We start from the raw sequence: 20,639 nt of genomic DNA, 5'->3' as shown, positions 1-20,639 counted from the left end.
CGCCCAAGGAGGGCTGCCGCACTGAGCGCTGCGGCGCGCGCCATCCGGGAGCACCCGGAACTCATGTCCGCTCGATGAGCGGCTCGTATTCTGTCGCGGCGGCGTCGCGGATCGCCTCGCCGAGGAAGGAAAAGATTGCCGTGAGCATTTCAGGCTGCCTCTTGCTCGGCGCCGAACCGGCATTCGTGCTCGGCGCGCAAGGCTGTCTCGAGGTCTTCGCCAGTGAATGCGCGAACGGCCTCTTGTTCCGACCCTACGTCGAGCTTCATGCAGATGATGCCGATCGCGGCGAGCACATCGTTGATGGTGAGCCCCTCGGCGCTGGCGATATCGCCGTAGGTTGCGCCGCTGGCGCGCAGTTCGAGCACGCGGCGTTCGTTGGGCGCGAGAGGAATGACACGGATCATCGGAGTGCTCCCGCAATCAGTGATGCGAGGAAGGTGACGACTGCAGCGTCGAACGCGAGAACGATTGTGAGGACGAGAGAGTGACGCATCATGCCGCCTCGGTCGGTTGGGCGTGGCTCGTCGGCTCGATTGGATAAATGTCCGGTCGGATTTCGTGGCGCGGAATTCCCGTCAATCGCTCGATCTCAAGAACTCGCTCGACGGGGACGCGCTGCTTGCTGCGCCAGTCTGAAATTGCATTGCGGCTGATGCCGAGACGGCGGGCGAGCGCCGCGGCGCCGCCGTAGGCCTCGATGACGCGATCAACAATCTGCATGGGAAGTCTCCGTGGGAAGGAGTGTAACTTTATGCTTCCCTTTATGTCAATCAATTCTTCCGGCGAAATTTGCCCGGACACACTTCACAATGTGTCAATGGGAACCTTGGGCGCGCGCATACAATGGGCATTGGACCGAGCCGAGCGGAATCAATCCGATCTCGCTAAGGCGGTCGGCGTATCGCGAAATTCAGTGAGCCAGTGGGTCACCGGCAAAACCGAACCCTCCGCGGGCTCGCTGAAAAAAGCGGCGGTCTATTTGAAGGTCGACGTCCATTGGCTGGCGACAGGCGAAGGAGAGCCTCTTCGACAAGGGGCGCCGAAGGGCGAATCTTCAGTCGAGCGCGATTTGGGATTGCCGGACAGCGGAGAAGCGATTCTCGAGGTCGATGTACGTGCGGGCGCCGGCGGGGGCGGCGTGCCTGCCACGGTCTATTACGTCCATGACGGCAATGGGAATGCCTACGAGGCTGAAGGAATCCGGGACCAATGGATTATCCCAAATTCCGTCGTTCGGGAGATGCTGCATGCGGCTCCCAAGCATGTACGTGTCTTTGAGGTGATCGGCGACTCGATGGAGCCGCGGCTCTTGGAGGGAGACCGGGTTTTCGTCGATATTCGCTATCGTGTGCCGAGCCCGGAAGGCATTTTTGCTCTGTGGGATGGAATCGGTGTCGTCATCAAGCGTATTCAAATTGTTAGGGGAAGTGACCCTTTGAAAATTCGAGTCATATCGGCAAACGCGCAGTATGAGCCCTATGAGGCGACGCTCGACGAAGTGAACATCATCGGCCGGTATGTCGGCCGCTTCACGGTGTCATGATGCTCGACTGGCTCTTCAACCGAAAAGCCTATTTAGCGAGACGCGCAGAATATGAGGCGCTAGTCCAGCGCGACGCGGACGATCTCATTGCGCGGTTTGGTGGAGGACAGGCTTACGCAGAAACGCTTTGTCGTGCTCTCCGAGAGCAGGAGACAATCGACGGGAATCGACCCGAGGGACACTGGTATCGCGTCCGCGAGATCATCGCGGAACGCCTCGGAATTACAATCGGGCTTACCGGTCGGGATCGGGCTCAGCATTAACGCTTCACATACGCCCTGATTTCAGTTGACATAAAGGGAAGTATCAAATTACATTGGCTCATCAACCGAGGTGAGCCATGCGTGAGATCGAGTTTCCCTTCGAAGAGCTGCCGCTCGGCAGCGTCAAGACCGTCGACGGTCTCCTCTGCCAGTTCGAGGCCTGCGCCTGGGGGCGCGCCACCATTTCCTATGGCTCCGACGACTGGGCCGTCCTCCGCATCGAAATCGACGCCTCTGCGAAGGTCGACGGCCGCTGGGTCACGCGCTCGGCGATGCTCGATCGCCGCAATCCGCTTTGGCGACTGATCGCCGACGCGCTGCGCCAGCGTGAGAACGATCGAATTCACGAGCGTATCATCGACGATATGCGCGAGGCCGGTGTCGTGCCGTGGAACCCGGCGGTCGAGCACAGCACCCTCAATCACGCTCAGACGGGAGTCTCGCGATGACGGTCCCCGTCAAGACCTCGCCGGCTTTGCGCGCCTCCGACCGTGAGCTGTTTGAAAGCCTGATCCCGGGCTTCAGCGCCATGGTCGACGGCTTCGCGGGCAAGCTCGAAGAGGCCGCGAGCAATCTTCTTTCCGACGCGATCTCCTTCCGGCGCCAGGTCGCGGGGAGTCCTTACGAGCGCCTCGTGCTCGCCGGTCGGTTGCTCGACATGTGCGAGGCCGATGCGGTCGAATTGCTGAACCGGGAAGTCGATCCGCTGACGTTCGATGACGTGCTCGCGTCGATCGAGGGGCTCGCGGGGAAGGTGCGCTCGCTCAAGGAGCGGGCGGAGCTTCCGAAGGCGGCGGAGTGACGATGATGCCGACATGCGCCGATTGCAAGCACTGGGACAACAGCGAGACCGCGCGCGGAAATGATTTCGGCGCGACTGGACTGTGCCGGCGCACGGCGCCTTCCGTCGATTTCGGCACTCGCCTGGCGGCATGGCCGTTCTCCTTCACCGACGATTGCTGTGGCGAGCATTCGCCGATCGTGCGTTGGCCGTTCGATCTGACGCACGGGCGCGATGGATTCGACGATCTTCAATTTTGAGGACTGACGACAATGCAAGAGCCGAAATTCACAAAGGAGCCGCTCCACGTCGTCGACCAGGGCGAAGGGAAATTCCCGATCGTCTGCGGCGAAGGCGGAACAGACGCCTGGGTCGCAATCGTAAACAGCGGTCCAAGCGCGATGGCAAATGCGCAGCTCTTCGCGCGGGCGGCGGCCGTCTATGACGCGCTCGCGGATATGGTCGCTGCATTCAAGCCGTTCACGGCCAAGAGCATCGGCTTCCCTGGAAGCGAGGCGCGTCTCGGGCAGGACGCGCAGATTGCGGCCCACGGGAAAGCAATCGCTGCCCTCGCCGAAGCCCGAAGGGAGATGTGACGATGTCCGGCCTCTCCCAACCCCAACGCGCCGCTGTCGAAGCCGCTGAAGCGGAAATCGCGCGCATCATCACTGCGCTCTGCGCCGAGCACGATCTCCTCGTCGAGAGCGTCGAGGCGCGTGCGGATTCAATCGAAATCGTGGCGTTCAACGTGCGGGAGATCACAGAATGACGATCGCGACGTTCCAGCAAACCTCTCTCAGCGCCGCTGCGGCCGCTGTCGTCGATCGGCTCACATCGAATGGTGTCCAGCGTGTCCCGATCGAAAGCCGAGACCAATGGCTCGCGCTGCGCCAGCAGGATGTGACCGCGTCGGCGGCGGCGGGGCTCCTTGGCGTCAGCAAATACATGACGCCGCTGCGGCTCCACATGCTCAAGACGGGCGAGCTCCAGGAAGATGGCGCGGACGACAAGATAGGCGAGGACTCGATCGAGCTTTCGCCCCTTGGCCGTGGTCTCGCGCTCGAAGAGGTCGGCGCCGATCTATTGCGGCGGTTGAAGCCTGATTGGATCGTGAGAAGATGCAAGGAATATTATCGCGATCCTGCGCTGCGCATCGGCGCCACGCCCGATCTGCTCGTCAATGACCCGGCGCGCGGCTTCGGTCTTGTGCAACAAAAATCCGTCGCGGCGATGATCTTCGAGAAGGATTGGAAAGACGAGAACGGAGAGATCGCTCCGCCGCTCGAATATTTTGTGCAGACGATCGTCGAGGCGCATATGGCCGATGCGCAGTGGGCAGCGATTGGCGCGCTCGTCGTTTCCTATGGCGTAAAATTCCAGCTCGTTCCCGTGGACATTCACGCCGGGGTCTGGGCGCGGGTCAAGCGCGAGGTCGAGGCATTCTGGGAACGCATCGAACATGGCGAGCCGCCGCCGCCCGATTTCGGCAAGGACGGCGAACTGGTTGCGAACCTCTACGCCGATGACGACGGCTCGACCGTCGACCTGTCCAGCAACCCGCGCATCGCTGAGATTGTCACACAGCGCGAGGCGCTGAAGGAACGCGAGGCCGATGGCGGCGCTGCCGCCAAGGAGCGCAAGACGCTCGATGCGGAGATCATATTTGCGCTCGGAAATGCGACGCGCGGGCGGCTTGCGGATGGACGTCTGCTGGAAGCCAAGACTGTGCGGCGCGGGGCCTATGAGGTGGCGCCGAGTTCGTATCGTACAGTTCGCATCAAAAAGGCCTGACCATGGAAGCCGAAGTCCTTTCCCCGAGCGATTACGTCGTGATCCCGGCGGCCGGCGCTCTGGCGCTCACCGTGCCCGAGGGGCGCGCGCTCGCCTTTTTCACGACGCGGAACGCGGTTGACCCCGTGCTCGCGGCGATCCGAAAGGAAATCGACGCATTCGAGGGCAATGTGGAGACCGCCAAGGGACGCAAAGAGATCGCGTCCATGGCGCACAAAATTTCGCAGAGCAAAAGCTACCTCGAGAGCGTCGGGAAAGACCTCGCGGCGGCGCAGAAGGAGATTCCGAAAAAGATCGACGCCGCGCGGAAGACGATCCGCGACACGCTCGACGCTTGGCGGGACGAGGTGCGGGCGCCGCTGACGGAGTGGGAAGAGGCGGAGGAGCGGCGCGTCGGCCGGCACAAAGAGAAAATCCAATGGCTGACGGAAACGTGCATCGGCGTTCAGGCCGTTTCCGCAGCCGATGTCCTGCGCGCCTATTTGCGCGATGTGGACTCCCTCGAAATCGGTCCGGCCTGCGAAGAGTTCATTGCCGAATATGCGGCGGCAAAGGACGGCGCCCGCACGCGCCTGACGGTCGCCATCGCCGCCGCCGAAAAGCGCGAAGCCGAGCAAGCCGAGCTGGCGCGTCTGCGCGAGGAAGCAGTCGCGCGCGAGGCCCGCGAGCGCGACGAGCGCATCGCCCGCGAGGCGGCAGAGCGTGCCCGACAGGAAACCGAGCGCAAAGCCGCCGAGGAGATTGAGCGCTGGGAAGCGGCGGCCCGCGCCGAGAGGGAAGCTATCGAGGCCAAGGCCCGCGCCGAGCGCGACGAGGCGGAGCGCCGGGAGCGCGAGACCGCGCTCAGAGCCGAGGAGGAGCGCCTCGCCGCCGAGCGCCGCGAGCTGGAATTGCGCCGGCAGGCAGAGGAGGCCGAGCAGCGCGCGAGGGCCGCCGGCCTACTCGCCAAGCAAGAATTCGAAGAGAAGCGTGCTCGCGAAACCGCCGAGGCGGTGGCTCGCGAAGCCGACCGCGAGCATCGGGCGACGATCAACAACGCGGCGGCGAAGGCGTTCGTCGAGGCCGGCTTTTCCGAAGACGATGCGCGGGCCGCGGTGATCCTGATTGCGAGCCGGTCGATCCCGCATGTCACGATCAACTATTGAAGGGTGAAAGCATCATGAGCACGCAGGTCATACGCCGAGATCAGGTCGCGGATTTCAAGTCGCAGGTCATGAACCGCGAAAGCGAGTTCCGCATGGCGCTCCCGGCGCACATTCCGGTTGAGAGATTCATGCGAGTGATCAATACGGCGGTCACCGGAAACCCGGACTTGCTCGGCGCCGATCGCGTTTCGCTGTTCCAATCGGCAATGAAGGCGGCGCAGGACGGGCTTTTGCCGGACGGCCGTGACGGCGCGCTGGTGATCTTCAAGAACAAAGTCCAATGGATGCCGATGATCGGCGGCATTCTGAAGAAGGTCCGCAACAGTGGCGAGTTGCTATCGATCAGCGCCTATGTCGCCTACTCGAACGACGAGTTCGAATATTCGCTCGGCGATGAGGAAAAGATCACGCACAAGCCGGCGCTCGACGAGCGCGGTAGGCCAAGGCTCGTTTATGCCATCGCGAAGACAAAGGACGGCGGAATCTATCGCGAGGTGATGACCGTCGCCGAGGTCGAGAAGGTTCGTGCTGTTTCTCGCGCTGGGGCTTCTGGCCCCTGGAAGGACTGGTGGGACGAAATGGCCCGCAAGACCGTCCTACGCCGGCTTTCGAAGCGCCTCCCGATGTCGAGCGATCTCGACGACCTCGTGCGCCGGGACGACGAGCTTTACGAGTTCGATACGGCGAAGACGAATGTGAAGCCCGACGATGAGATGCCGCGCAGTCTATCCGCGCGCCTCGATGCGCTCGCCGGCCCAAGCGAGCCCGCCCATGACCAGGAGACCGGCGAAATCGTGCAAGACGAATCCGAGACCGGCGCCGGGGATGCCGCAGCCCCGTCGTCGCAGGCCGCGGGAACGGACGCTGGCGAACGGGACTCCGCCGCCGCCGCTCCTGCGGCCGACCAATCCGTCGACGAGCCGGACGATCGAACCGAAGACGAAAAGCTCCTCGACGCGGCGCGCGCGAAGTCGCTCGAAGGCCGCCGCGCATTTGATGCTTGGTTCAACCGCCTGCGCCCCGAGCAGATCGATGCGCTCAACCCGCATATGAAGGGGCTGATGGCGGCGGCGAAGCAGGCGGACGGGAGAGCGTGAGAAATGGCCAGGGATCTTGACAACGACCCGCGCGTCACCGCGGCCGAAGAGGCCATCCAGAAAATCCTGCTCGACCTCGAGGAGGAGGTCGGCGCCAGCGTCGATCTCGTTGACGTCGACACGCACAATTTTTGCCAGCTGCGCACGAGCATATTCTTGAACCCCGAGAGAAAGAGGGTTTGATGGCGCTCTCGATTCCTCCCCGTCATGTAACCGACCCAGGCGCTTTGACGCCGGCCGAGGCCGAATTCTTGCGCGCGCTACAGAGCGGAGCGCGCGGTCTCGGAGAGGCCGCGGAGAGCGTCGGCATCAGTCTGAGATCAGCGCAGCGGCGCTCGAGCGTGATCTGCCAAAAGCTGGGCGTTGCAACATGGCGGGAGGCGGTCGCCCTGTGGCGAGGGCAGGCCGCATGACGGCGGAATTCGCCGCCGGCTATCGCGCCGGGCTCCTTTTCGCGATCGATCAAGCGCTGCGGGTCGCCGACGGCGTCGAGGCGCGGGCGACGACGAAGCGCGCCGACGGGGCCGCCAGTGCGCTGCGGGTGCTGGCGGAGGAGTTGCTGCGGGAGATCGGCGGAGAGGCCGAGAGGTCGGCGCTAGACCACGGAAGGGCAATCGAATGACGGAGTTTTCATCGTCCGAGAAGCTCAAGGAAGTTGAGCGCGAACTCGCACAACGTCGCCGCGTCTACCCCCGTCTGATCGACGCGAACAAGATGTCACGCGCCACGGCCGATCGGCAGACGTTGATCCTCGAAGCGATCCGCGACGATTATCGGCGCAAGGCCGAGGAAGAAAGGTTGCCTCTGTGACGACAACTGCACTCACCCTCGTGGAGCACGCGGCGCCCAGCCGATTCCCGGCGCTGCTACAGCGTCCCGACGATCGCGGCGCCATCGCGCATCTGACGCTTTCCGTCACGGAAGAGACGCCGGAAGGCGGCGGCGGCGCGCGCTGGTCGCTCAAGGGCTCGCCAGTCGTCATCGTCATGGCCGAGAAGCTGTTCTCCGGAGCGCGTTGCTCGAAGGCCCGCGACGCTATCTCATGGCCAGCGGTTGCATCGATGTTCGAAGACCTGTTGATGTTGATGCATCGCTTCCCGGTCTCGATCGGTCGTACGGCCGCGGAGTTGTGGGCGGAGCAATATTCCGACCTCATGGCGTCCTATGAAGAGCGGCTCACGCTCGCGCCGATCGGCTCACCGAAAGGCGGCGGTCGATTCAAGGGCACGCTGCGTGACTTCCAGAAGGAAGGCCTCAGCTTCATGGTTGCGCATCGTAAGACGGTGCTCGGTGACGACATGGGATTAGGAAAAACGCCCCAGGCACTGGCGCTGCTCGATCGCCTCGACGATTGGCCGGCGGTGATCATCTGCCAATCGCATGTCATGAAGCATTGGGAGCGGAAGATCGAGGAATTCCTCGAGGCGCGTGACGCGACGCGGCCGCTCGCGGGGCCGGCTGGCGCGATCTCATGGCTTTCGCTGCGTGGGATCAAGGCCGAGCGTGACACGCCGAAGGCCGATCTCTACCTCGCCCATTATCTCATCATGGGCGCCTGGGAGAATTGGCTGCGCACACGTGGCGTCCGGACGATCATCTTCGACGAATGCCAGGAGCTACGTCACCCGGGGACGAGGAAGCACGAGTCCTGCCGAACGCTCGCTCGCAGCGCGAAAACAGCCGTTGGCCTGTCGGGCACGCCGATCTACAACAAAGGAATTGAGGTCTATAACGTCTGGAACACGATCAATCGCGGCTGCCTTGGGACGAAGGTCGATTTCCAGCGGACATGGTGTGTCGAGTCGGGCGACCCGAATTTGGTCGCACAGCCGGACGCGCTGGGGACCTATCTCCGCGACCGCGGGCTCTTACTGCGTCGGACGAAGGCCGAGGTGCTCGGCGAGTTGCCGGAGAAGCAGCGCGTCATCGAACCGATCGACGCGGACAATGCGAAGTTCGCTGAGCTGCTGAAGGAAGCGGTCAAGCTCGCCAAGGATGCGGCGCTCGTCCGTGATCCCTTCGATCGCGGCAAAATGGAAGCCGAGGCGCTCGCAAAGACGAGAATGGCGACTGGCGTCGCCAAAGCGCCCGGCGTCATTGCGTTCCTGCGCGCGCTCCTCGAAGCCGAACAGCCGACGCTCGTCTTCGCGCATCACCACTCCGTCCACGACCTGATCTCGGACGCGCTCGAGGACTTCGGCCCGGTCCGGATCACTGGGCAGGAGACCATGGGCCAGAAGGACACGGCGGTGAAGCGCTTCGCGGCCGGCGACACGAACCTATGCCAAATAGCGCTCCGTGCCGCGACCGGCATCGACGGCCTTCAGGCGCGCGCCCGCGTCGTCGTCTTCGCCGAATTCGACTGGTCTCCGGCGATCCATTGGCAGGCTGAGGACCGGGCGCATCGCATGGGGCAACGAGAGAGCGTGCTCGCCTATTACCTGACGACTGATCTCGGCACAGATCCTGGAATGCTCGAGGTGCTGGCGATCAAGGAGGCGCAGGCGCTCGGCGTCATGCACGACAAGATGGAGGGCGAGGCCGACCATGCTGTCGCCCAGGCGGCCGCCGAGCGGCACAAGGCCGATATTCTCGCGATGCTCAGGGGGCAGAAATGACACCCACAACCGTTTCTCTCGTCGAAGGCCTGCGGGAGGTGATCGCGAGTGGCCGCCTGACCGAGGCTATGATCCCGGACGATTTCCATTGGCTCGAGGCGGCGCTTGAAGAAGCCGAGCGCGACCTCGCCGAGCTCGAAGACAGGCGGCGGTCGACTTCATATTTTGGCGCCGAGACGGGCGAACTCCGGGAAGCTATCGCGACCATCATCCGTTCGAACTCGTCGCCGACCTATGAGCGCGGTGGATTCCACGCCCGCAACGGCGGTCAGGCCGGCTATATCGTCTATGAGCACGATGGGCTGCCGGGAGTGCTGAGCGGAATCCTCGACTTGTTCGGCCTCGTCGATCATCCGATCGCCACCATCCCGCTGAACGAGCCCGTGCTCGTGTTCGACGCGGGGACCGGTGACGTCGCCATTATTGAACTCCGTCGGCCCGGCGAATTTCATCCTTTTGGAAATCCCCGCAATCCGCGCCCGGCGACGCACTGGCGCCGGCTTCCGCCGAAGGGGAAGCGTCCATGAAAGCGGCACTCCCGCGCTGCGCTCGCTGTGGCGCGTTCCCCAATGCAATCGACCTCGGCGCCGGCAATTGCTTCGACAGGCCGAGGGCGGCGTCGTGCCTGTGGCGTCGAGCCCTGCTTAAGTGGCGGATGCCGCGCGCGCGGGAGGTGGTGGCGAGGATCGAGGCGTGGCGGAGGCAGAAAAAAAGAAAGCGACGCAATGGTTGACTGCGCTGGCCGGGGAAGTTGGGCAATCCGCTCCTTATTTCAACTGCGGCGACCAGTGCTGCGGCCACAACGATGAGGCGCGCTGGATCATCGTCGTTTGCCTCGCGCGGAAGTGGCGGGGATCACGGTTTCAATAGAGGAGAATGATCATGGGCTTGATATCTTGGTGGAAAAGTCGCCGCGAGCGGAAAAAGGCCACTGCGGAGCGAGGCCGCGTCGCTGGAGCCTCCGCCGATGTTGCGCGCGCTTCGCGGTCGACCGAGGCGGATGGCCTCGTCGATCATCCCATGTCGCCGCTCAATGTCCTCTCGCCGCTCAATCCGCTTTCGCCCTTGAGCCCCTTGCATTCGAGCAGCGATCCTGCGCCGGCGGTGACGCATGATGATTGCTCGGCGCACAGCCATTCAACTTCGCATGATCATTCCTCGTCGTGGTCGAGCGATTGCGGATCGTCCTCGGGAAGCTTCGACTCGGGCTCGTCGTCATTCGACGGAGGCGGCTCCTTCGGCGGCGGCGGCGATTTTTGATCTAGGAGGATTTCCCGCTATGAGGACGCCCGACGCGAAGCGCATCGCCGACAAATATATCGGTCGCACTGGCGGCGCGCCCGAGCCGGCGCCGCGGATCAAAAACCCCACCCGCATCGGCGGCGAGTTTCTTGGCTCTGACAAACTCCGCCACGTAGCGGTGCTGTTCGAATTCTCAGAAACGATCATCACCAAGGGCCATCGGGGCTTCCTCAGTCGAGGCGATATGGCTGCCGCCGCTTCGGATGCGCAAAAGGCCCTTGCTCAACTTCTCGGCGTCCCGGAGAGCGATCTTCGCAGCGCGGTCGCGCTCTATCTGAAGCAGAGCCGCCCATGACCGCCGGTCGCCTCCCGTGCTGCGTCCCGTTTTGCCGGAGGACGATCGGCGCCGACAAGGGCTATTCGGAATGGGTTTGCCCGAAGCATTGGCGGCTCGTCTCGCGGGAAACCCGCGCCGCCTATGCGCTCGCGCGGCGCCGGGCGCGGAGGATCATCGCGCGCAAGCCGATCTACCGCGAGTATTGGAGGCTGCCTGCCGGTTCGCCGGCGCGGCTTTCCGCGGTCGCGATGTGGCGGCGGGTCGACTCCGTTTGGGAGCGCTGCAAGCGTCAGGCGATCGAGCGGGCGCTCGGGGGAGGGGAGGAACCGTGAGTCGCCGCGACTCTCACTCGACGCCTGTGGAGTTGGAACGCGTCCGCGCGACTGCCGCGGCCGCCATTCTTGGGTTGACCGTGCGCGGCGTCCAAGCGCTCGCTGCGCGAGGGGAGTTGCCCGGGGCGGCAAAAATCGGCAGCCTATGGACCTTCGATCCAGAGAAGCTCCGCCGGCATGTCGCGGCGAAGGAGGCCGAATGCGCGAGCCGAATCTCTATACCCGAGGCGGAGTCTTCTGGCTGCGAGCCACCGTCCGGGGAGTCGAGCATAGAGAAAGCCTACGCACGCGCGATCTCGCGACTGCGCGGCGGCTCCGGGACAAGCGGATCGAAGAGATCGCGGCGGCGCGCTGGCGCGGCGAAAGGCGCCGGACGTGGCTCGAGGCCGTGACAGAATGGGCCGAGCACGAGTCTGGACAAATCGCCCCGTCGACGGCAAAGCGCTACGCCGTCTCGCTTTCGATGGTGAAGCCGCATCTCGCCGCCTACGCGATCGAGAAGGTGGACGGGCAGGCGATAGCGACGATGATTTCGGCGCGCCGGCGGGAAGGGGCGACCCCGGCGACCGTGCGGCGTGATCTGACGGCCGTGTCGCGGGTGCTGGACTTCGCCGAGGCGATGGGCTGGCGGGAAGGCAACCCGACGCTCTCCAAGCGACGACTTCTCAAAGAAAGGCGCGACCCGATCGTTCTACCGGTCGCGCGCGACATCGAGGTCATCATCGCCGCAGCTTCGACGCGCTTCGGCGCCCTCATCCGCGCCGCGCGCCTCACCGGCTGCCGGCAGGACGAACTCGTCCAGGCAACCTGGCGGGGCTTCAACGCGCGGGGCAAAACTCTCGAGGTGATCGGGAAGGGGAACAAGCGCCGGACGATTTCTCTGTCCGAAACGGCGGCGGCACATGTGTCGGCACAGCCCGTCACACTCGGTTGTGACCTGATTTTCTGCCGGGAGGGCGGCGAGGCCTTCTCGCAAGCGGCCTCGGATTTCACCCATGTGCGTCGGGCCGTCATTGCCAAGGCGAAGAAGGAAAAGCAGGAATTTCAACGATTTCGTTTCCACGACCTCCGCCATTTGTTCGCGGTCGAAGCGCTGCGCGGCGGCATGAGCGTCTATTCGCTTTCGAAGCACCTGGGCCATACGAGCGTCAAGACGACGGAGATCTATCTCGAATTCCTGACGCCGGAGGAGGCGGCCCGCGCCAAAGAGGGGTCGGCACAAATGTCGGCACAACCACGGCGGTCTGCCTGACGGTAAATTTGAAATTTCCAAGCAAATTCAATATCATCCTAAATATGCGCGGCAGATTGCTTGTCGGTCTTGAAAACCGCCGTGGGGGAAACTTCACCGTGGGTTCGAATCCCACCCCTTCCGCCAGTGCCGCCGGTTCGGCGGGCGTGTTGTCTCGTGCCTCGCCGATTGAAATTGCGGCGTAATCTTTAGTTCTTCACCCGGGCTTTTTTTCCTCCAGAAGAATTGTCTTTCGGCGCCGCCTCTGACGGATTGTGTGAGACGCCGCGAATACCGTCGGCGATAAATATCGAAGCGGCAGAGCCTTCGAGGAGCGCGAATACGACCCAAATAACGAGCATTACTTTTGGGAACGACAACGCTGCGATGTTACCTTTGTTGTGGTCGTGAGGGTCGCCGAAAGGACGTGGGTATCTCAATTTTAGCTCGAAAAAATTTCCCGGGCACTTAATATCAGATTCAAATGAATCATAATGCCGCCTCAAATACTCTAGCTGATTTTGGGCTGCTTGAACGCCTTCATTGGTTTTTGTACAAAAAAAGATAGCCAGGGCAGACAAAAGAAACATCACCATCAGAATTCCACCGGAGAAAAAGTAGTCGACGGCGTTCTTGTCGATTTCTCTGAGCGCTGTGAGCAACACTCCCTGTGTCGCAAGAATGCCACCGCTCAGCACGATGGACCATTGGTTTCGGTAATTGATGAGATTGTTTTCCCTTTCCATGTTGCGCCACATCGCTTCGTAGATCTTGTGGAGATCGGGTGACGGGCCAGTTGGTGAGGGCGAGGGTAAGGCCGCTAAATTTTCTGGCTGTGAGTTGTTTGTCATGAATTGAACTCGGGTCGGCAAAGGGTTTGTGGCAAGTCGAGCCACTTATATTTGACGAGTAATGAATTCGGGAGTCAAGGTCATGGGGGCTCCGGCTCCAGTGGAGCAGATTTTTAACTCTGTATCATTCAACTCGGCGCGGAGCGCCCACGCCGAAACGCCTGCGGCGGCTGCCCGTAAACGCGTAGAAACGCGCGTCGCATTCGTTCTGGGTCGCGAAAGCCGCTGTCGCGCGCGATTTGCTCGATCGTGTCGGCGCCGTCTTCCAGCGCGCTCTTCGCTCTGTCGAGGCGCAGGCGCTCGATCGCCTTGGCGGGCGTCGCGCCGGTCGCGCGGGAGAAGGCGCGCGCGAAATTGCGTGGGCTCATCGCGGCCTGCGCGGCCAGCTCCTCCACGGTGAGGCGTTGGCGTAGACGCTCGCTCGCCCAGCGCAGCAGCGTCGCGAATTTGTCTTGCCTGCTCTCCAATTCCAGCAGCGCGGAAAATTGCGATTGCCCGCCCGGGCGCCGATGATAGACGACGAGCTGCCGCGCGACGGCGCGCGCGACATCCTCGCCGAGATCGTCGCCGATCATCGCCAGCGCGAGATCTATGCCCGCGGTGATTCCGGCGGAGCTCCAGATCGGCCCGTCGCGCACGAAGATCAAATCCGGCTCCAGCCGAACCTTGGGAAAGCGTCGCTGAAAATCGCCGCTGCGGCTCCAATGCGTCGTCGCTCTGCGGCCGTCGAGCAGCCCGGCCGCCGCCAGCACATAGGCGCCCGAGCATACGCTCGCCACGCGTCGCGCGCGCGTCGCTGCGCGGGCGACGAAAGCCAGCGTGTTTCTGTCCGTGGCGGCGCCGCGCGTGCCGAGGCCGCCGGCGATCAGCAGCGTGTCGCAGCGTCGCGCCGCGGCGAAGCTCGCCGCCGCCATGGCGACGCCGGACGAGGAGCGCACGAGGCCGGAAGCGGCGGCGATCGTTCGTAGCGCATAGGCGCCGGGCGCGATGCGCGCGGCGATCTCGAAAGCGGCGATCGGTCCAGCCGCATCGAGAATCTGAAAGTCGTCGAAGATCAGCAGAGCGATGATCCGCGCGCGCATGGCTCTGTCCGAAAAAGTGGGAAAACCGTCATTTGAGACAGAACCTAGCGGCGCTACTCTGCCTTCGTCAACAAGGGGAGGCTCGCAATGTCCGACCAAAGCCTGCGCATCGTCTTCGCGATTTTTCCGCGGCTCACCCAGCTCGATTTCACCGGGCCTTTCGAGGTGCTGTCGCGACTGCCCGGCGCCGAGGTCGTCGTCGCCTCGCGCGAGGGCGGCGCCGTCGCGTCCGACACGGGTCTCGAATTCGGCTCGACGCGCGCGCTCGTCGGCGTGGAGCGCTGCGATCTCCTCTGCATTCCCGGCGGTCCCGGCGTCGAGGCGGCGTCGGTCGATCGCGAATATCTGGAGCAGATCGCGCGGCTCGCGGAAGGCGCGCGCTATGTGACCTCGGTTTGCAACGGCTCGCTGCTGCTCGGCGCCGCAGGTCTTTTGCGCGGCAAGCGCGCCGCCTGCCATTGGGCCTGGCGCGATCTTCTGCCCTTGTTCGGCGCCGTTCCAGACGCCGCGCGCGTCGTGCGTGACGGCCGCGTCGTCACCGGCGGCGGCGTGACGGCGGGCATTGATTTCGCCTTGACGCTCGCGGCCGATATCGCCGGCGAGCAATTCGCGCGCGCCATTCAATTGTCGATCGAATATGCGCCGGCGCCGCCCTTCGACAGCGGGCGCCCGGAGACGGCGGGCGAAGCGCTGGTCGAATGGGTGACGCCGCGTTTCGCCGAGCGAAAGGCGCGCTTCGCGGGTTTGCATGGCTGAGCGCGGCGCGGCTTCTCCATTGCGGCTTTCTGTGCTCTATCGAGCGCTTCTGTCGCCGCAATGGATGCGCCCATGACCGCCGCCGCCACGCCTGCGCATGTCGTCATAGACGGCTTTCTCGGCGCGGCGCGCGCAGGCGAGCTGATGCAATTCGCGCTGGCGCATGAGAGCGAATTTTCGCAATCGCGTTTCTACACGGCCGAGCGCGCGGCGCGCATCGATACATCGGTGCGCGATTCGTCGCGTCTTCTCGAGCTCGGCCCGCTGCGCGCGGCTTTCGCCGCATCTGTCGATCTGGTCCTCGCGCATCTGACGCGCGAGCTGAATGCTCGTCTGCCGTCCGAAACGAAAAAAGAGATCGAGATGGTGCGCTATGGCGACGGCGGCTTTTTCAAGCGCCACGCCGATGCGCCGCCGCGGCCGGACGGACACGACAGCGTGCGGGTTCTCACGCTCGTCTATTATTTTCACGCGCTGCCACAGCGTTTCGAGGGCGGCGCGCTGCGGCTCTTTTCGACGGATGGTTTTGCGGACATAGCGCCGGCCTATGATCGTCTCGTCGCTTTTCCCTCCGCCGCATCGCATGAGGTGCGGCCGACGCACTGTGCGACAGCGCACTTTTCCGAGGGCAGGTTTTCGATCAATTGCTGGCTGAGGCGAGCGCGCGAAATCGCCGACGATTGTAGCGATCACTTGGAGCCGTTTTTGCCGCTAGGTGATCATTTTAGCGACTGAGACGGTGGATTTACGCATAGCTGCTACCCTCGACCGCATCGGCAGAGAGACGCAGGGCCTCTTCGCGTTTTTGGAGGGTCTCACTTCTCGCGACCGGGTCTCTTGCAATCTCTGGATCGGTTAACTTTAACTCTAGTGTACGACAGACTACGTTCAAATCAAACCAATCCTTCCTTGGAACTCTGGATATGTAGTCCTCAGCGGATCGCCAGTCACGCTCAGCTAAAGCAGCCCTAGCAAGAAGCTGCCAAGCGTCCCATTCGCGTCCCATTGATCGCGCTAATGCACATGTTGAAGCTAGATTTTCTAAATTACCACTTTCTACCTCACATGCGCATTGCAAAAAGTTTAAGACGGCCTTATTTGCTTTTGGCGCTTTTTTTGCTTGCTCTACATATTTAAGGGCCTCCCGAAACTGCCCTTCTCGTAAAAATCTCGATGCTTTATATATTGCATAGTCTCCGTACTCATCGCTACGGTTCTTGAGGTGTGCGACGAGGTCTTCGGCGTCAGCATGATTTCTTGTGCCTCTGAGCGCTCTTACCTTCATCATCACGAGGCCGGTATCACGTAATAATCTGGTATGAGAAATTTTATTCAATGTATCTAAGGCAAGCTTAAATTTGCCATCTCTTAGATAAATCCTTGTAAGGAGCCTTATATTTCGAAGGCGGAATCCTGATGCTTCAAGGCTCCTAGACAGGCACCGCGCTGCACCTTCGAAGTCCCGCTTCTGGTGGTAAAGATAGCTTGCCTCGATGTAATCTGCCGTTAAAAATCCTTTCTTTTTCATCAGTTTAATCATATCATCAGGGTATTCACTTAGTCGAATGCTGCTGTCGGCACCGAAAAATAAAATATTTTCTAAGCTATCGTCGGTTGTTTTCATCTTCATTGCTAATGAGGCCAATGCGTTGCATCTTTTAAAATGAACGCGAGACTCCTCTCCAACTGATCCGATGGCCTCGTAATATTCTCTCTCTATTACAGGCTCGACGCGTGCCGGGGTCAACACGCTGACAAGACGATCAGACAATTCTTCTCCAGATGAAACGACAGCGACGAGCAGCGACTCGATAAGGCCGAAATCTAATGTGCCTTCGTCGAACGATGTTTTCAGCACTAAAGATATTCTACCAAATATCTCATTGTCACCATCAGTGCTTCTGCGCCGGTAGCTACTTGAAACGACGGCCGGAACTTTATAGCGACCCATGTCAGATTGGTCAACAAGCGAAAACTCAACGAGTTCCCAAAGCTCATTTGCCAAGTTTCCGGCTATTTCATCGTTAAAAACATCCTTTATTATTTGGAAGGAAAGCTTTGGAAACCAGCATAGTAGTTTCAGGATGTGACGTTGGAGTTTCGATAGAACACCGCTATCAAACAGCTCGGCTAGGATGCGATCCTGAAATGCGGTGACTGGCTCTGGAGACGCGACGAGTGACTCGATGCTACGTCCGCTATTCACCAGATATGCCACATGGTTCGCCGTGGCAGGATGACCATGAATGTTTTTGGCAAGCTCGGGGAGCCTTTGAGCGTCCAGGTAACGGGGAGAGATGCGTTCACTGAGGATATAGGCTATTGTTTCCTGGTCAAGTTCTTCAAGTCCAAACTGTCTGACATTTTGAAGCTGCGCCATCTCTTCGCGAGGTAGTTGTCTTTCTGAGATCAAAATCAAGCGAATATTAGGTTTAAACTTGAGCTTTTGGAAAAGCGCAGAAAGCCACGGGCGAAGCACGTTTCCTCTATCCCGCAGCCCCCATCGGTGTCGGACGATCACTACCTGATTAAGGGCGGACCAATGTTCCAGCGACGCGATCAGGGTGTCGGCTTGCGCGGAAGGAATGAGTTCATTAAATGCTTTAATTTGATTTGCTGTATCAGCCTCCGAGAGTTGTCCATTAAGATCTTCTAGAAAGCGCAAGTGCCAATCCACAGCGTCGCCAGCCGCAGGAATTTCGAAAATTGGCCCACCCGGTCGCATGCCACGATAAACTTCCGTAACCAACTCGCTGGCGAGCGTTCCTCGGCCCATCCCTTGGACTCCCGTTAGTACCAGCGCGCTCACAATATGACCGGTGGATGCTGAAGCTCGCATAACGGCGAGCGCAATTTCTCTTTTTAGAGCCTCTCGGCCAGGAAATGTCTTAATCTGGTCAGGAAATGCATCTTTGAGATATTTAGCATAAAGGAATTGGATTGACCTTACAGTGTCATTTGGCCGAAATTCACTAGTAGTTGTCATGTAGCGTGTCATCCATGGCGGCAATGTTTTATAGTCAGAGCCATTCAACGGACAAACAAGTATACGTGTTGTCGGATGAACTATAGCCTGAACTTCAGCCAAGGATTTCTCAAAATCAACCCATGCGCTTCTGCTATTAGTTGAATGGAACAAAACAAACAATCCAGCATTTGAAACGCCCGCCTTCATTGCGTCAAGTGTTGCATTCCCAGGAGAAATTGTCCTAATATCGTAGAAAGTTAGGGCGCTATCAAGCGCGGCTATTATTTGTTCGACATAAGCCTTATCGGCGCTCGCGTGTGACATGAAAATCGTCCCGCGAATTGGCTCACTCAGCATGGCAATCGTTCCAGAGATAGAAGAAGTGTATTTTAATATGTTAGCTCTCAAATTTGCTTTCTGCAACAAAAAGGAGCTTTACGAGCGCGCCGACTCGGTTTCGCTTGCGATGTCCCCCTCGCGTCCGCCCCCGCGAATCGCTAAAATCCCCTCCATGGCCAAATCCGACGATCTCTTCGGCGGCGCTCCGCGCAAGCCGGCCGCCGCTCCCGCCGCGAAAGCGCCCAAGGCGCCGGCGGAGTATGACGCCGATTCCATCGAGGTGCTCGAGGGCCTCGAGCCCGTCCGGCGACGGCCGGGCATGTATATCGGCGGCAAGGACGAAGCCGCCATGCATCACCTCTTCGCCGAGGTGCTGGACAACGCCATGGACGAGGCCGTCGCCGGCCACGCCAGCTTCATAGAAGTTACGCTCGAGTCCGGGGGCTGGCTGACGGTCGTCGACAATGGCCGCGGCATTCCCGTCGGCCCGCACCGGAAGTTTCCCAAGAAATCGGCGCTGGAAGTGGTCATGACCATGCTGCACGCCGGCGGCAAGTTCGACTCCGGCGCCTATCAGACCTCCGGCGGCCTGCATGGCGTCGGCGTGTCCGTGGTCAATGCGCTCTCCGAGCGGCTCGAGGTGGAGGTCGTCGCCAGTCAGCAGCTCTATCGCATGATCTTCTCGCGCGGCCTGCCGCAGGGAAAGCTCGAGCAATTGGGCCGCATCGCCAATCGCCGCGGCACCAAGGTGCGCTTCAAGCCGGATGCGGAAATCTTCGGCCCGGCGACGCATTGGCGCCCCGCGCGGCTGTTCCGCATGGCGCGCTCCAAGGCCTATCTCTTCGGCGGCGTCGAGATTCGCTGGCATTGCGCCAAAGAGCTGATCGAGCCGGGCTCGGATGTGCCGGCCGAGGCCGTGCTGCGCTTTCCCGGCGGCTTGCGCGATTATCTCGCGCGCGAGACCGAGGGCAAGGAGCTGGTCGCCGATCAGCCCTTCGTCGGCAAGGTGCAGCGCGAGGGCGGCCATGGCTCGCTCGAATGGGCCATCGCCTGGTTCGCCAATGAGGATGGCTTCTCGCACTCCTATTGCAACACGATTCCGACGCCGGACGGCGGCACGCATGAGGCGGGCTTTCGCCTCGCTCTGCTGCGCGGCTTGAAGGATCACGCCGAGCGCATCGGCCAGGCCAAGCGCGCCGCCAATGTGACGGCGGATGATCTCATGGGCCAGTCGGCGGCGATGATCTCCGTCTTCATTCGCGAGCCGGAATTTCAGGGCCAGAACAAGACGCGGCTGATGAATGTCGAGGCCTCGCGCCTCGTCGAAGGCGCGGTGCGCGACGCTTTCGACCATTGGCTCGCCGGCGCGCCGTCGCAAGCGACCAAGCTGCTCGATTTCGCGGTGGAGCGCTCCGAGGAGCGGCTTCGCCGCCGCGCCGAGAAGGAGCAGGCGAGGAAATCCCCGACGCGCAAATTGCGCCTGCCGGGCAAGCTCGCCGATTGCACCAACACGTCATCGCAAGGCTCGGAGATTTTCATCGTCGAGGGCGATTCCGCCGGCGGCTCCGCCAAGGCGGCGCGCGACCGCGCCAGTCAGGCCGTGCTGCCTCTGCGCGGCAAGATTCTCAATGTCGCATCTGCTGGCCGAGAGAAGCTCGCCGCCAATCAGCAGCTCGCCGATCTCGTGCAGGCGCTCGGCTGCGGAATCGGCTCGCATTATCGCGACGAGGATTTGCGCTACGACAAGATCATCGTGATGACCGACGCCGATGTCGACGGCGCGCATATCGCGTCGCTGCTCATCACTTTCTTCTTTCGGCAAATGCCCAAGCTCATCGACGGCGGCCATCTCTATCTCGCCGTGCCGCCGCTCTACAAGCTGACGCAAGGCGCCAAGACCGTCTATGCGCGCGACGACGCGCATCGCGACGAGCTGGTGAAGAAAGTGCTGACCGGCAAGGGCAAGATCGAGACGAGCCGCTTCAAAGGCCTCGGCGAGATGATGCCGGCGCAGCTCAAGGAAACGACGATGGACGCCAGGAAGCGCACGCTGCTCAAGGTGGTGATTGCCGGCGAGGAGCGCGAGGAGACGGCCGATTGCGTCGAGCGGCTGATGGGCGCCAAGCCCGAGGCGCGCTTCGCCTTCATTCAGGAGCGCGCCGCTTTCGCCACGGAATTGGATGTGTGACGCGGGAACCGCGGACCGGGCGGAGACGTTTACCGTTTCGTGCAATGGAGCATTGGCGACGCGTGATTTGGA

General features: G+C 61.6%; 26 protein-coding genes. 21 read left to right on the top strand and 5 right to left on the bottom strand.

What is annotated here, in order from left to right:
- Positions 1–149: 149 nt before the first annotated feature.
- A complete protein-coding gene (locus tag METLW4_RS0112185) occupies positions 150–407 on the bottom strand; it encodes a LuxR C-terminal-related transcriptional regulator (protein ID WP_018266496.1) in 258 nt (85 codons plus the stop codon).
- 88 nt (positions 408–495) lie between these two features.
- Positions 496–723 (bottom strand): transcriptional regulator, encoded by a 228-nt coding sequence (locus METLW4_RS0112180; protein WP_018266495.1) that lies wholly within the window; start codon positions 721–723, stop codon positions 496–498.
- 31 nt (positions 724–754) lie between these two features.
- Between METLW4_RS0112180 and METLW4_RS26495 the strand changes: the two genes are divergently transcribed.
- The 18 genes from METLW4_RS26495 to METLW4_RS0112075 all read left to right on the top strand — a co-directional run bounded on the left by METLW4_RS26495 (position 755) and on the right by METLW4_RS0112075 (position 12,404).
- Entirely contained in the window at positions 755–1,546 is a 792-nt protein-coding gene (locus METLW4_RS26495; RefSeq protein WP_198290190.1) for an XRE family transcriptional regulator, read from the top strand.
- A 340-nt stretch (positions 1,547–1,886) separates the two neighbouring features.
- On the top strand, positions 1,887–2,258 hold the full coding sequence (locus METLW4_RS0112165; protein ID WP_018266492.1) for a hypothetical protein: 372 nt from the start codon (positions 1,887–1,889) through the stop codon (positions 2,256–2,258).
- Between the two features lie 26 nt (positions 2,259–2,284).
- Complete coding sequence (locus METLW4_RS0112160) at positions 2,285–2,611, top strand: hypothetical protein (protein WP_157235090.1); 327 nt, start codon at positions 2,285–2,287, stop codon at positions 2,609–2,611.
- A 2-nt stretch (positions 2,612–2,613) separates the two neighbouring features.
- Positions 2,614–2,850 carry a hypothetical protein gene (locus tag METLW4_RS0112155; RefSeq protein WP_043331834.1) on the top strand — a complete coding sequence of 79 codons (237 nt, stop codon included), beginning with the start codon at positions 2,614–2,616 and terminating at the stop codon, positions 2,848–2,850.
- A 12-nt stretch (positions 2,851–2,862) separates the two neighbouring features.
- Positions 2,863–3,186: a hypothetical protein gene (locus METLW4_RS0112150; RefSeq protein ID WP_018266489.1), complete on the top strand. Its 324-nt coding sequence runs from the start codon at positions 2,863–2,865 to the stop codon at positions 3,184–3,186.
- Positions 3,187–3,188: 2 nt separating this feature from the next.
- Positions 3,189–3,359, top strand: a complete 171-nt coding sequence (locus METLW4_RS27805; protein WP_018266488.1) for a hypothetical protein — start codon at positions 3,189–3,191, stop codon at positions 3,357–3,359.
- Complete coding sequence (locus tag METLW4_RS0112140; protein WP_018266487.1) at positions 3,356–4,381, top strand: YqaJ viral recombinase family protein; 1,026 nt, start codon at positions 3,356–3,358, stop codon at positions 4,379–4,381. The genes METLW4_RS27805 and METLW4_RS0112140 overlap by 4 nt, the downstream gene beginning before the upstream one ends.
- Before the next feature lie 347 nt (positions 4,382–4,728).
- Complete coding sequence (locus METLW4_RS0112135) at positions 4,729–5,526, top strand: hypothetical protein (protein ID WP_198290189.1); 798 nt, start codon at positions 4,729–4,731, stop codon at positions 5,524–5,526.
- A gap of 14 nt (positions 5,527–5,540) precedes the next feature.
- Positions 5,541–6,623, top strand: coding sequence for a recombinase RecT (locus METLW4_RS28315; protein ID WP_083919316.1), 1,083 nt, complete (start codon positions 5,541–5,543; stop codon positions 6,621–6,623).
- Between the two features lie 3 nt (positions 6,624–6,626).
- The gene (locus METLW4_RS0112125; protein WP_018266484.1) at positions 6,627–6,806 is read left to right on the top strand and encodes a hypothetical protein; all 180 of its coding nucleotides are present in this window, start codon (positions 6,627–6,629) and stop codon (positions 6,804–6,806) included.
- A gap of 226 nt (positions 6,807–7,032) precedes the next feature.
- A complete protein-coding gene (locus METLW4_RS0112115) occupies positions 7,033–7,245 on the top strand; it encodes a hypothetical protein (RefSeq protein WP_018266482.1) in 213 nt (70 codons plus the stop codon).
- Positions 7,242–7,433, top strand: coding sequence for a hypothetical protein (locus tag METLW4_RS0112110; protein WP_018266481.1), 192 nt, complete (start codon positions 7,242–7,244; stop codon positions 7,431–7,433). The genes METLW4_RS0112115 and METLW4_RS0112110 overlap by 4 nt, the downstream gene beginning before the upstream one ends.
- Positions 7,430–9,241 carry an SNF2-related protein gene (locus METLW4_RS0112105; RefSeq protein WP_245258446.1) on the top strand — a complete coding sequence of 604 codons (1,812 nt, stop codon included), beginning with the start codon at positions 7,430–7,432 and terminating at the stop codon, positions 9,239–9,241. Before METLW4_RS0112110 ends, METLW4_RS0112105 begins: the two co-directional genes overlap by 4 nt.
- Positions 9,238–9,768: a hypothetical protein gene (locus METLW4_RS0112100; RefSeq protein WP_157235088.1), complete on the top strand. Its 531-nt coding sequence runs from the start codon at positions 9,238–9,240 to the stop codon at positions 9,766–9,768. The genes METLW4_RS0112105 and METLW4_RS0112100 overlap by 4 nt, the downstream gene beginning before the upstream one ends.
- A 355-nt stretch (positions 9,769–10,123) precedes the next feature.
- A complete protein-coding gene (locus METLW4_RS28310; RefSeq protein ID WP_198290188.1) occupies positions 10,124–10,501 on the top strand; it encodes a hypothetical protein in 378 nt (125 codons plus the stop codon).
- Between the two features lie 19 nt (positions 10,502–10,520).
- The gene (locus METLW4_RS0112085; RefSeq protein WP_018266477.1) at positions 10,521–10,838 is read left to right on the top strand and encodes a hypothetical protein; all 318 of its coding nucleotides are present in this window, start codon (positions 10,521–10,523) and stop codon (positions 10,836–10,838) included.
- Complete coding sequence (locus tag METLW4_RS27790) at positions 10,835–11,152, top strand: hypothetical protein (protein ID WP_018266476.1); 318 nt, start codon at positions 10,835–10,837, stop codon at positions 11,150–11,152. The genes METLW4_RS0112085 and METLW4_RS27790 overlap by 4 nt, the downstream gene beginning before the upstream one ends.
- 199 nt (positions 11,153–11,351) lie before the next feature.
- Positions 11,352–12,404, top strand: a complete 1,053-nt coding sequence (locus METLW4_RS0112075; protein ID WP_018266475.1) for a tyrosine-type recombinase/integrase — start codon at positions 11,352–11,354, stop codon at positions 12,402–12,404.
- 188 nt (positions 12,405–12,592) lie between these two features.
- Here the strand turns inward: METLW4_RS0112075 and METLW4_RS0112070 are convergent, their stop codons facing one another.
- Together METLW4_RS0112070 and METLW4_RS0112065 are read right to left on the bottom strand one after the other, a co-directional pair.
- Entirely contained in the window at positions 12,593–13,234 is a 642-nt protein-coding gene (locus METLW4_RS0112070; protein WP_198290187.1) for a hypothetical protein, read from the bottom strand.
- A 128-nt stretch (positions 13,235–13,362) separates the two neighbouring features.
- The gene (locus tag METLW4_RS0112065; RefSeq protein ID WP_026191456.1) at positions 13,363–14,304 is read right to left on the bottom strand and encodes a GlxA family transcriptional regulator; all 942 of its coding nucleotides are present in this window, start codon (positions 14,302–14,304) and stop codon (positions 13,363–13,365) included.
- A gap of 99 nt (positions 14,305–14,403) precedes the next feature.
- Between METLW4_RS0112065 and METLW4_RS0112060 the strand changes: the two genes are divergently transcribed.
- Both METLW4_RS0112060 and METLW4_RS26485 read left to right on the top strand, forming a co-directional pair.
- Positions 14,404–15,072, top strand: a complete 669-nt coding sequence (locus METLW4_RS0112060) for a DJ-1/PfpI family protein (protein ID WP_018266472.1) — start codon at positions 14,404–14,406, stop codon at positions 15,070–15,072.
- A gap of 72 nt (positions 15,073–15,144) precedes the next feature.
- Positions 15,145–15,807 carry a 2OG-Fe(II) oxygenase gene (locus METLW4_RS26485; protein WP_157235086.1) on the top strand — a complete coding sequence of 221 codons (663 nt, stop codon included), beginning with the start codon at positions 15,145–15,147 and terminating at the stop codon, positions 15,805–15,807.
- 10 nt (positions 15,808–15,817) lie between these two features.
- Here METLW4_RS26485 and METLW4_RS27785 read toward each other — a convergent pair whose 3' ends face one another.
- Positions 15,818–18,397 carry a TIR domain-containing protein gene (locus METLW4_RS27785; protein ID WP_157235084.1) on the bottom strand — a complete coding sequence of 860 codons (2,580 nt, stop codon included), beginning with the start codon at positions 18,395–18,397 and terminating at the stop codon, positions 15,818–15,820.
- A gap of 154 nt (positions 18,398–18,551) precedes the next feature.
- Here METLW4_RS27785 and parE point away from each other — a divergent pair, with 154 nt between their 5' ends.
- A complete protein-coding gene (gene parE / locus METLW4_RS0112045; protein ID WP_018266469.1) occupies positions 18,552–20,567 on the top strand; it encodes a DNA topoisomerase IV subunit B in 2,016 nt (671 codons plus the stop codon).
- Positions 20,568–20,639: the final 72 nt, after the last annotated feature.

This window comes from Methylosinus sp. LW4 (genome assembly GCF_000379125.1).
GTDB lineage: Bacteria > Pseudomonadota > Alphaproteobacteria > Rhizobiales > Beijerinckiaceae > Methylosinus.
This window is presented reverse-complemented; position numbering and strand designations above follow the sequence as displayed.

Excerpts from the sequence above, each read along its gene's own strand:
- METLW4_RS0112185 (WP_018266496.1), bottom strand. The coding sequence starts at position 407 with ATGATCCGTGTCATTCCTCTCGCGCCCAACGAACGCCGCGTGCTCGAA.
- METLW4_RS0112180 (WP_018266495.1), bottom strand. The coding sequence starts at position 723 with ATGCAGATTGTTGATCGCGTCATCGAGGCCTACGGCGGCGCCGCGGCG.
- METLW4_RS26495 (WP_198290190.1), top strand. The coding sequence starts at position 755 with ATGCTTCCCTTTATGTCAATCAATTCTTCCGGCGAAATTTGCCCGGAC.
- METLW4_RS0112165 (WP_018266492.1), top strand. The coding sequence starts at position 1,887 with ATGCGTGAGATCGAGTTTCCCTTCGAAGAGCTGCCGCTCGGCAGCGTC.
- METLW4_RS0112155 (WP_043331834.1), top strand. The coding sequence starts at position 2,614 with ATGATGCCGACATGCGCCGATTGCAAGCACTGGGACAACAGCGAGACC.
- METLW4_RS0112150 (WP_018266489.1), top strand. The coding sequence starts at position 2,863 with ATGCAAGAGCCGAAATTCACAAAGGAGCCGCTCCACGTCGTCGACCAG.
- METLW4_RS27805 (WP_018266488.1), top strand. The coding sequence starts at position 3,189 with ATGTCCGGCCTCTCCCAACCCCAACGCGCCGCTGTCGAAGCCGCTGAA.
- METLW4_RS0112140 (WP_018266487.1), top strand. The coding sequence starts at position 3,356 with ATGACGATCGCGACGTTCCAGCAAACCTCTCTCAGCGCCGCTGCGGCC.
- METLW4_RS28315 (WP_083919316.1), top strand. The coding sequence starts at position 5,541 with ATGAGCACGCAGGTCATACGCCGAGATCAGGTCGCGGATTTCAAGTCG.
- METLW4_RS0112125 (WP_018266484.1), top strand. The coding sequence starts at position 6,627 with ATGGCCAGGGATCTTGACAACGACCCGCGCGTCACCGCGGCCGAAGAG.
- METLW4_RS0112115 (WP_018266482.1), top strand. The coding sequence starts at position 7,033 with ATGACGGCGGAATTCGCCGCCGGCTATCGCGCCGGGCTCCTTTTCGCG.
- METLW4_RS0112110 (WP_018266481.1), top strand. The coding sequence starts at position 7,242 with ATGACGGAGTTTTCATCGTCCGAGAAGCTCAAGGAAGTTGAGCGCGAA.
- METLW4_RS0112100 (WP_157235088.1), top strand. The coding sequence starts at position 9,238 with ATGACACCCACAACCGTTTCTCTCGTCGAAGGCCTGCGGGAGGTGATC.
- METLW4_RS28310 (WP_198290188.1), top strand. The coding sequence starts at position 10,124 with ATGGGCTTGATATCTTGGTGGAAAAGTCGCCGCGAGCGGAAAAAGGCC.
- METLW4_RS0112085 (WP_018266477.1), top strand. The coding sequence starts at position 10,521 with ATGAGGACGCCCGACGCGAAGCGCATCGCCGACAAATATATCGGTCGC.
- METLW4_RS27790 (WP_018266476.1), top strand. The coding sequence starts at position 10,835 with ATGACCGCCGGTCGCCTCCCGTGCTGCGTCCCGTTTTGCCGGAGGACG.
- METLW4_RS0112075 (WP_018266475.1), top strand. The coding sequence starts at position 11,352 with ATGCGCGAGCCGAATCTCTATACCCGAGGCGGAGTCTTCTGGCTGCGA.
- METLW4_RS0112070 (WP_198290187.1), bottom strand. The coding sequence starts at position 13,234 with ATGACAAACAACTCACAGCCAGAAAATTTAGCGGCCTTACCCTCGCCC.
- METLW4_RS0112060 (WP_018266472.1), top strand. The coding sequence starts at position 14,404 with ATGTCCGACCAAAGCCTGCGCATCGTCTTCGCGATTTTTCCGCGGCTC.
- METLW4_RS26485 (WP_157235086.1), top strand. The coding sequence starts at position 15,145 with ATGACCGCCGCCGCCACGCCTGCGCATGTCGTCATAGACGGCTTTCTC.
- METLW4_RS27785 (WP_157235084.1), bottom strand. The coding sequence starts at position 18,397 with ATGCTGAGTGAGCCAATTCGCGGGACGATTTTCATGTCACACGCGAGC.
- parE (WP_018266469.1), top strand. The coding sequence starts at position 18,552 with ATGGCCAAATCCGACGATCTCTTCGGCGGCGCTCCGCGCAAGCCGGCC.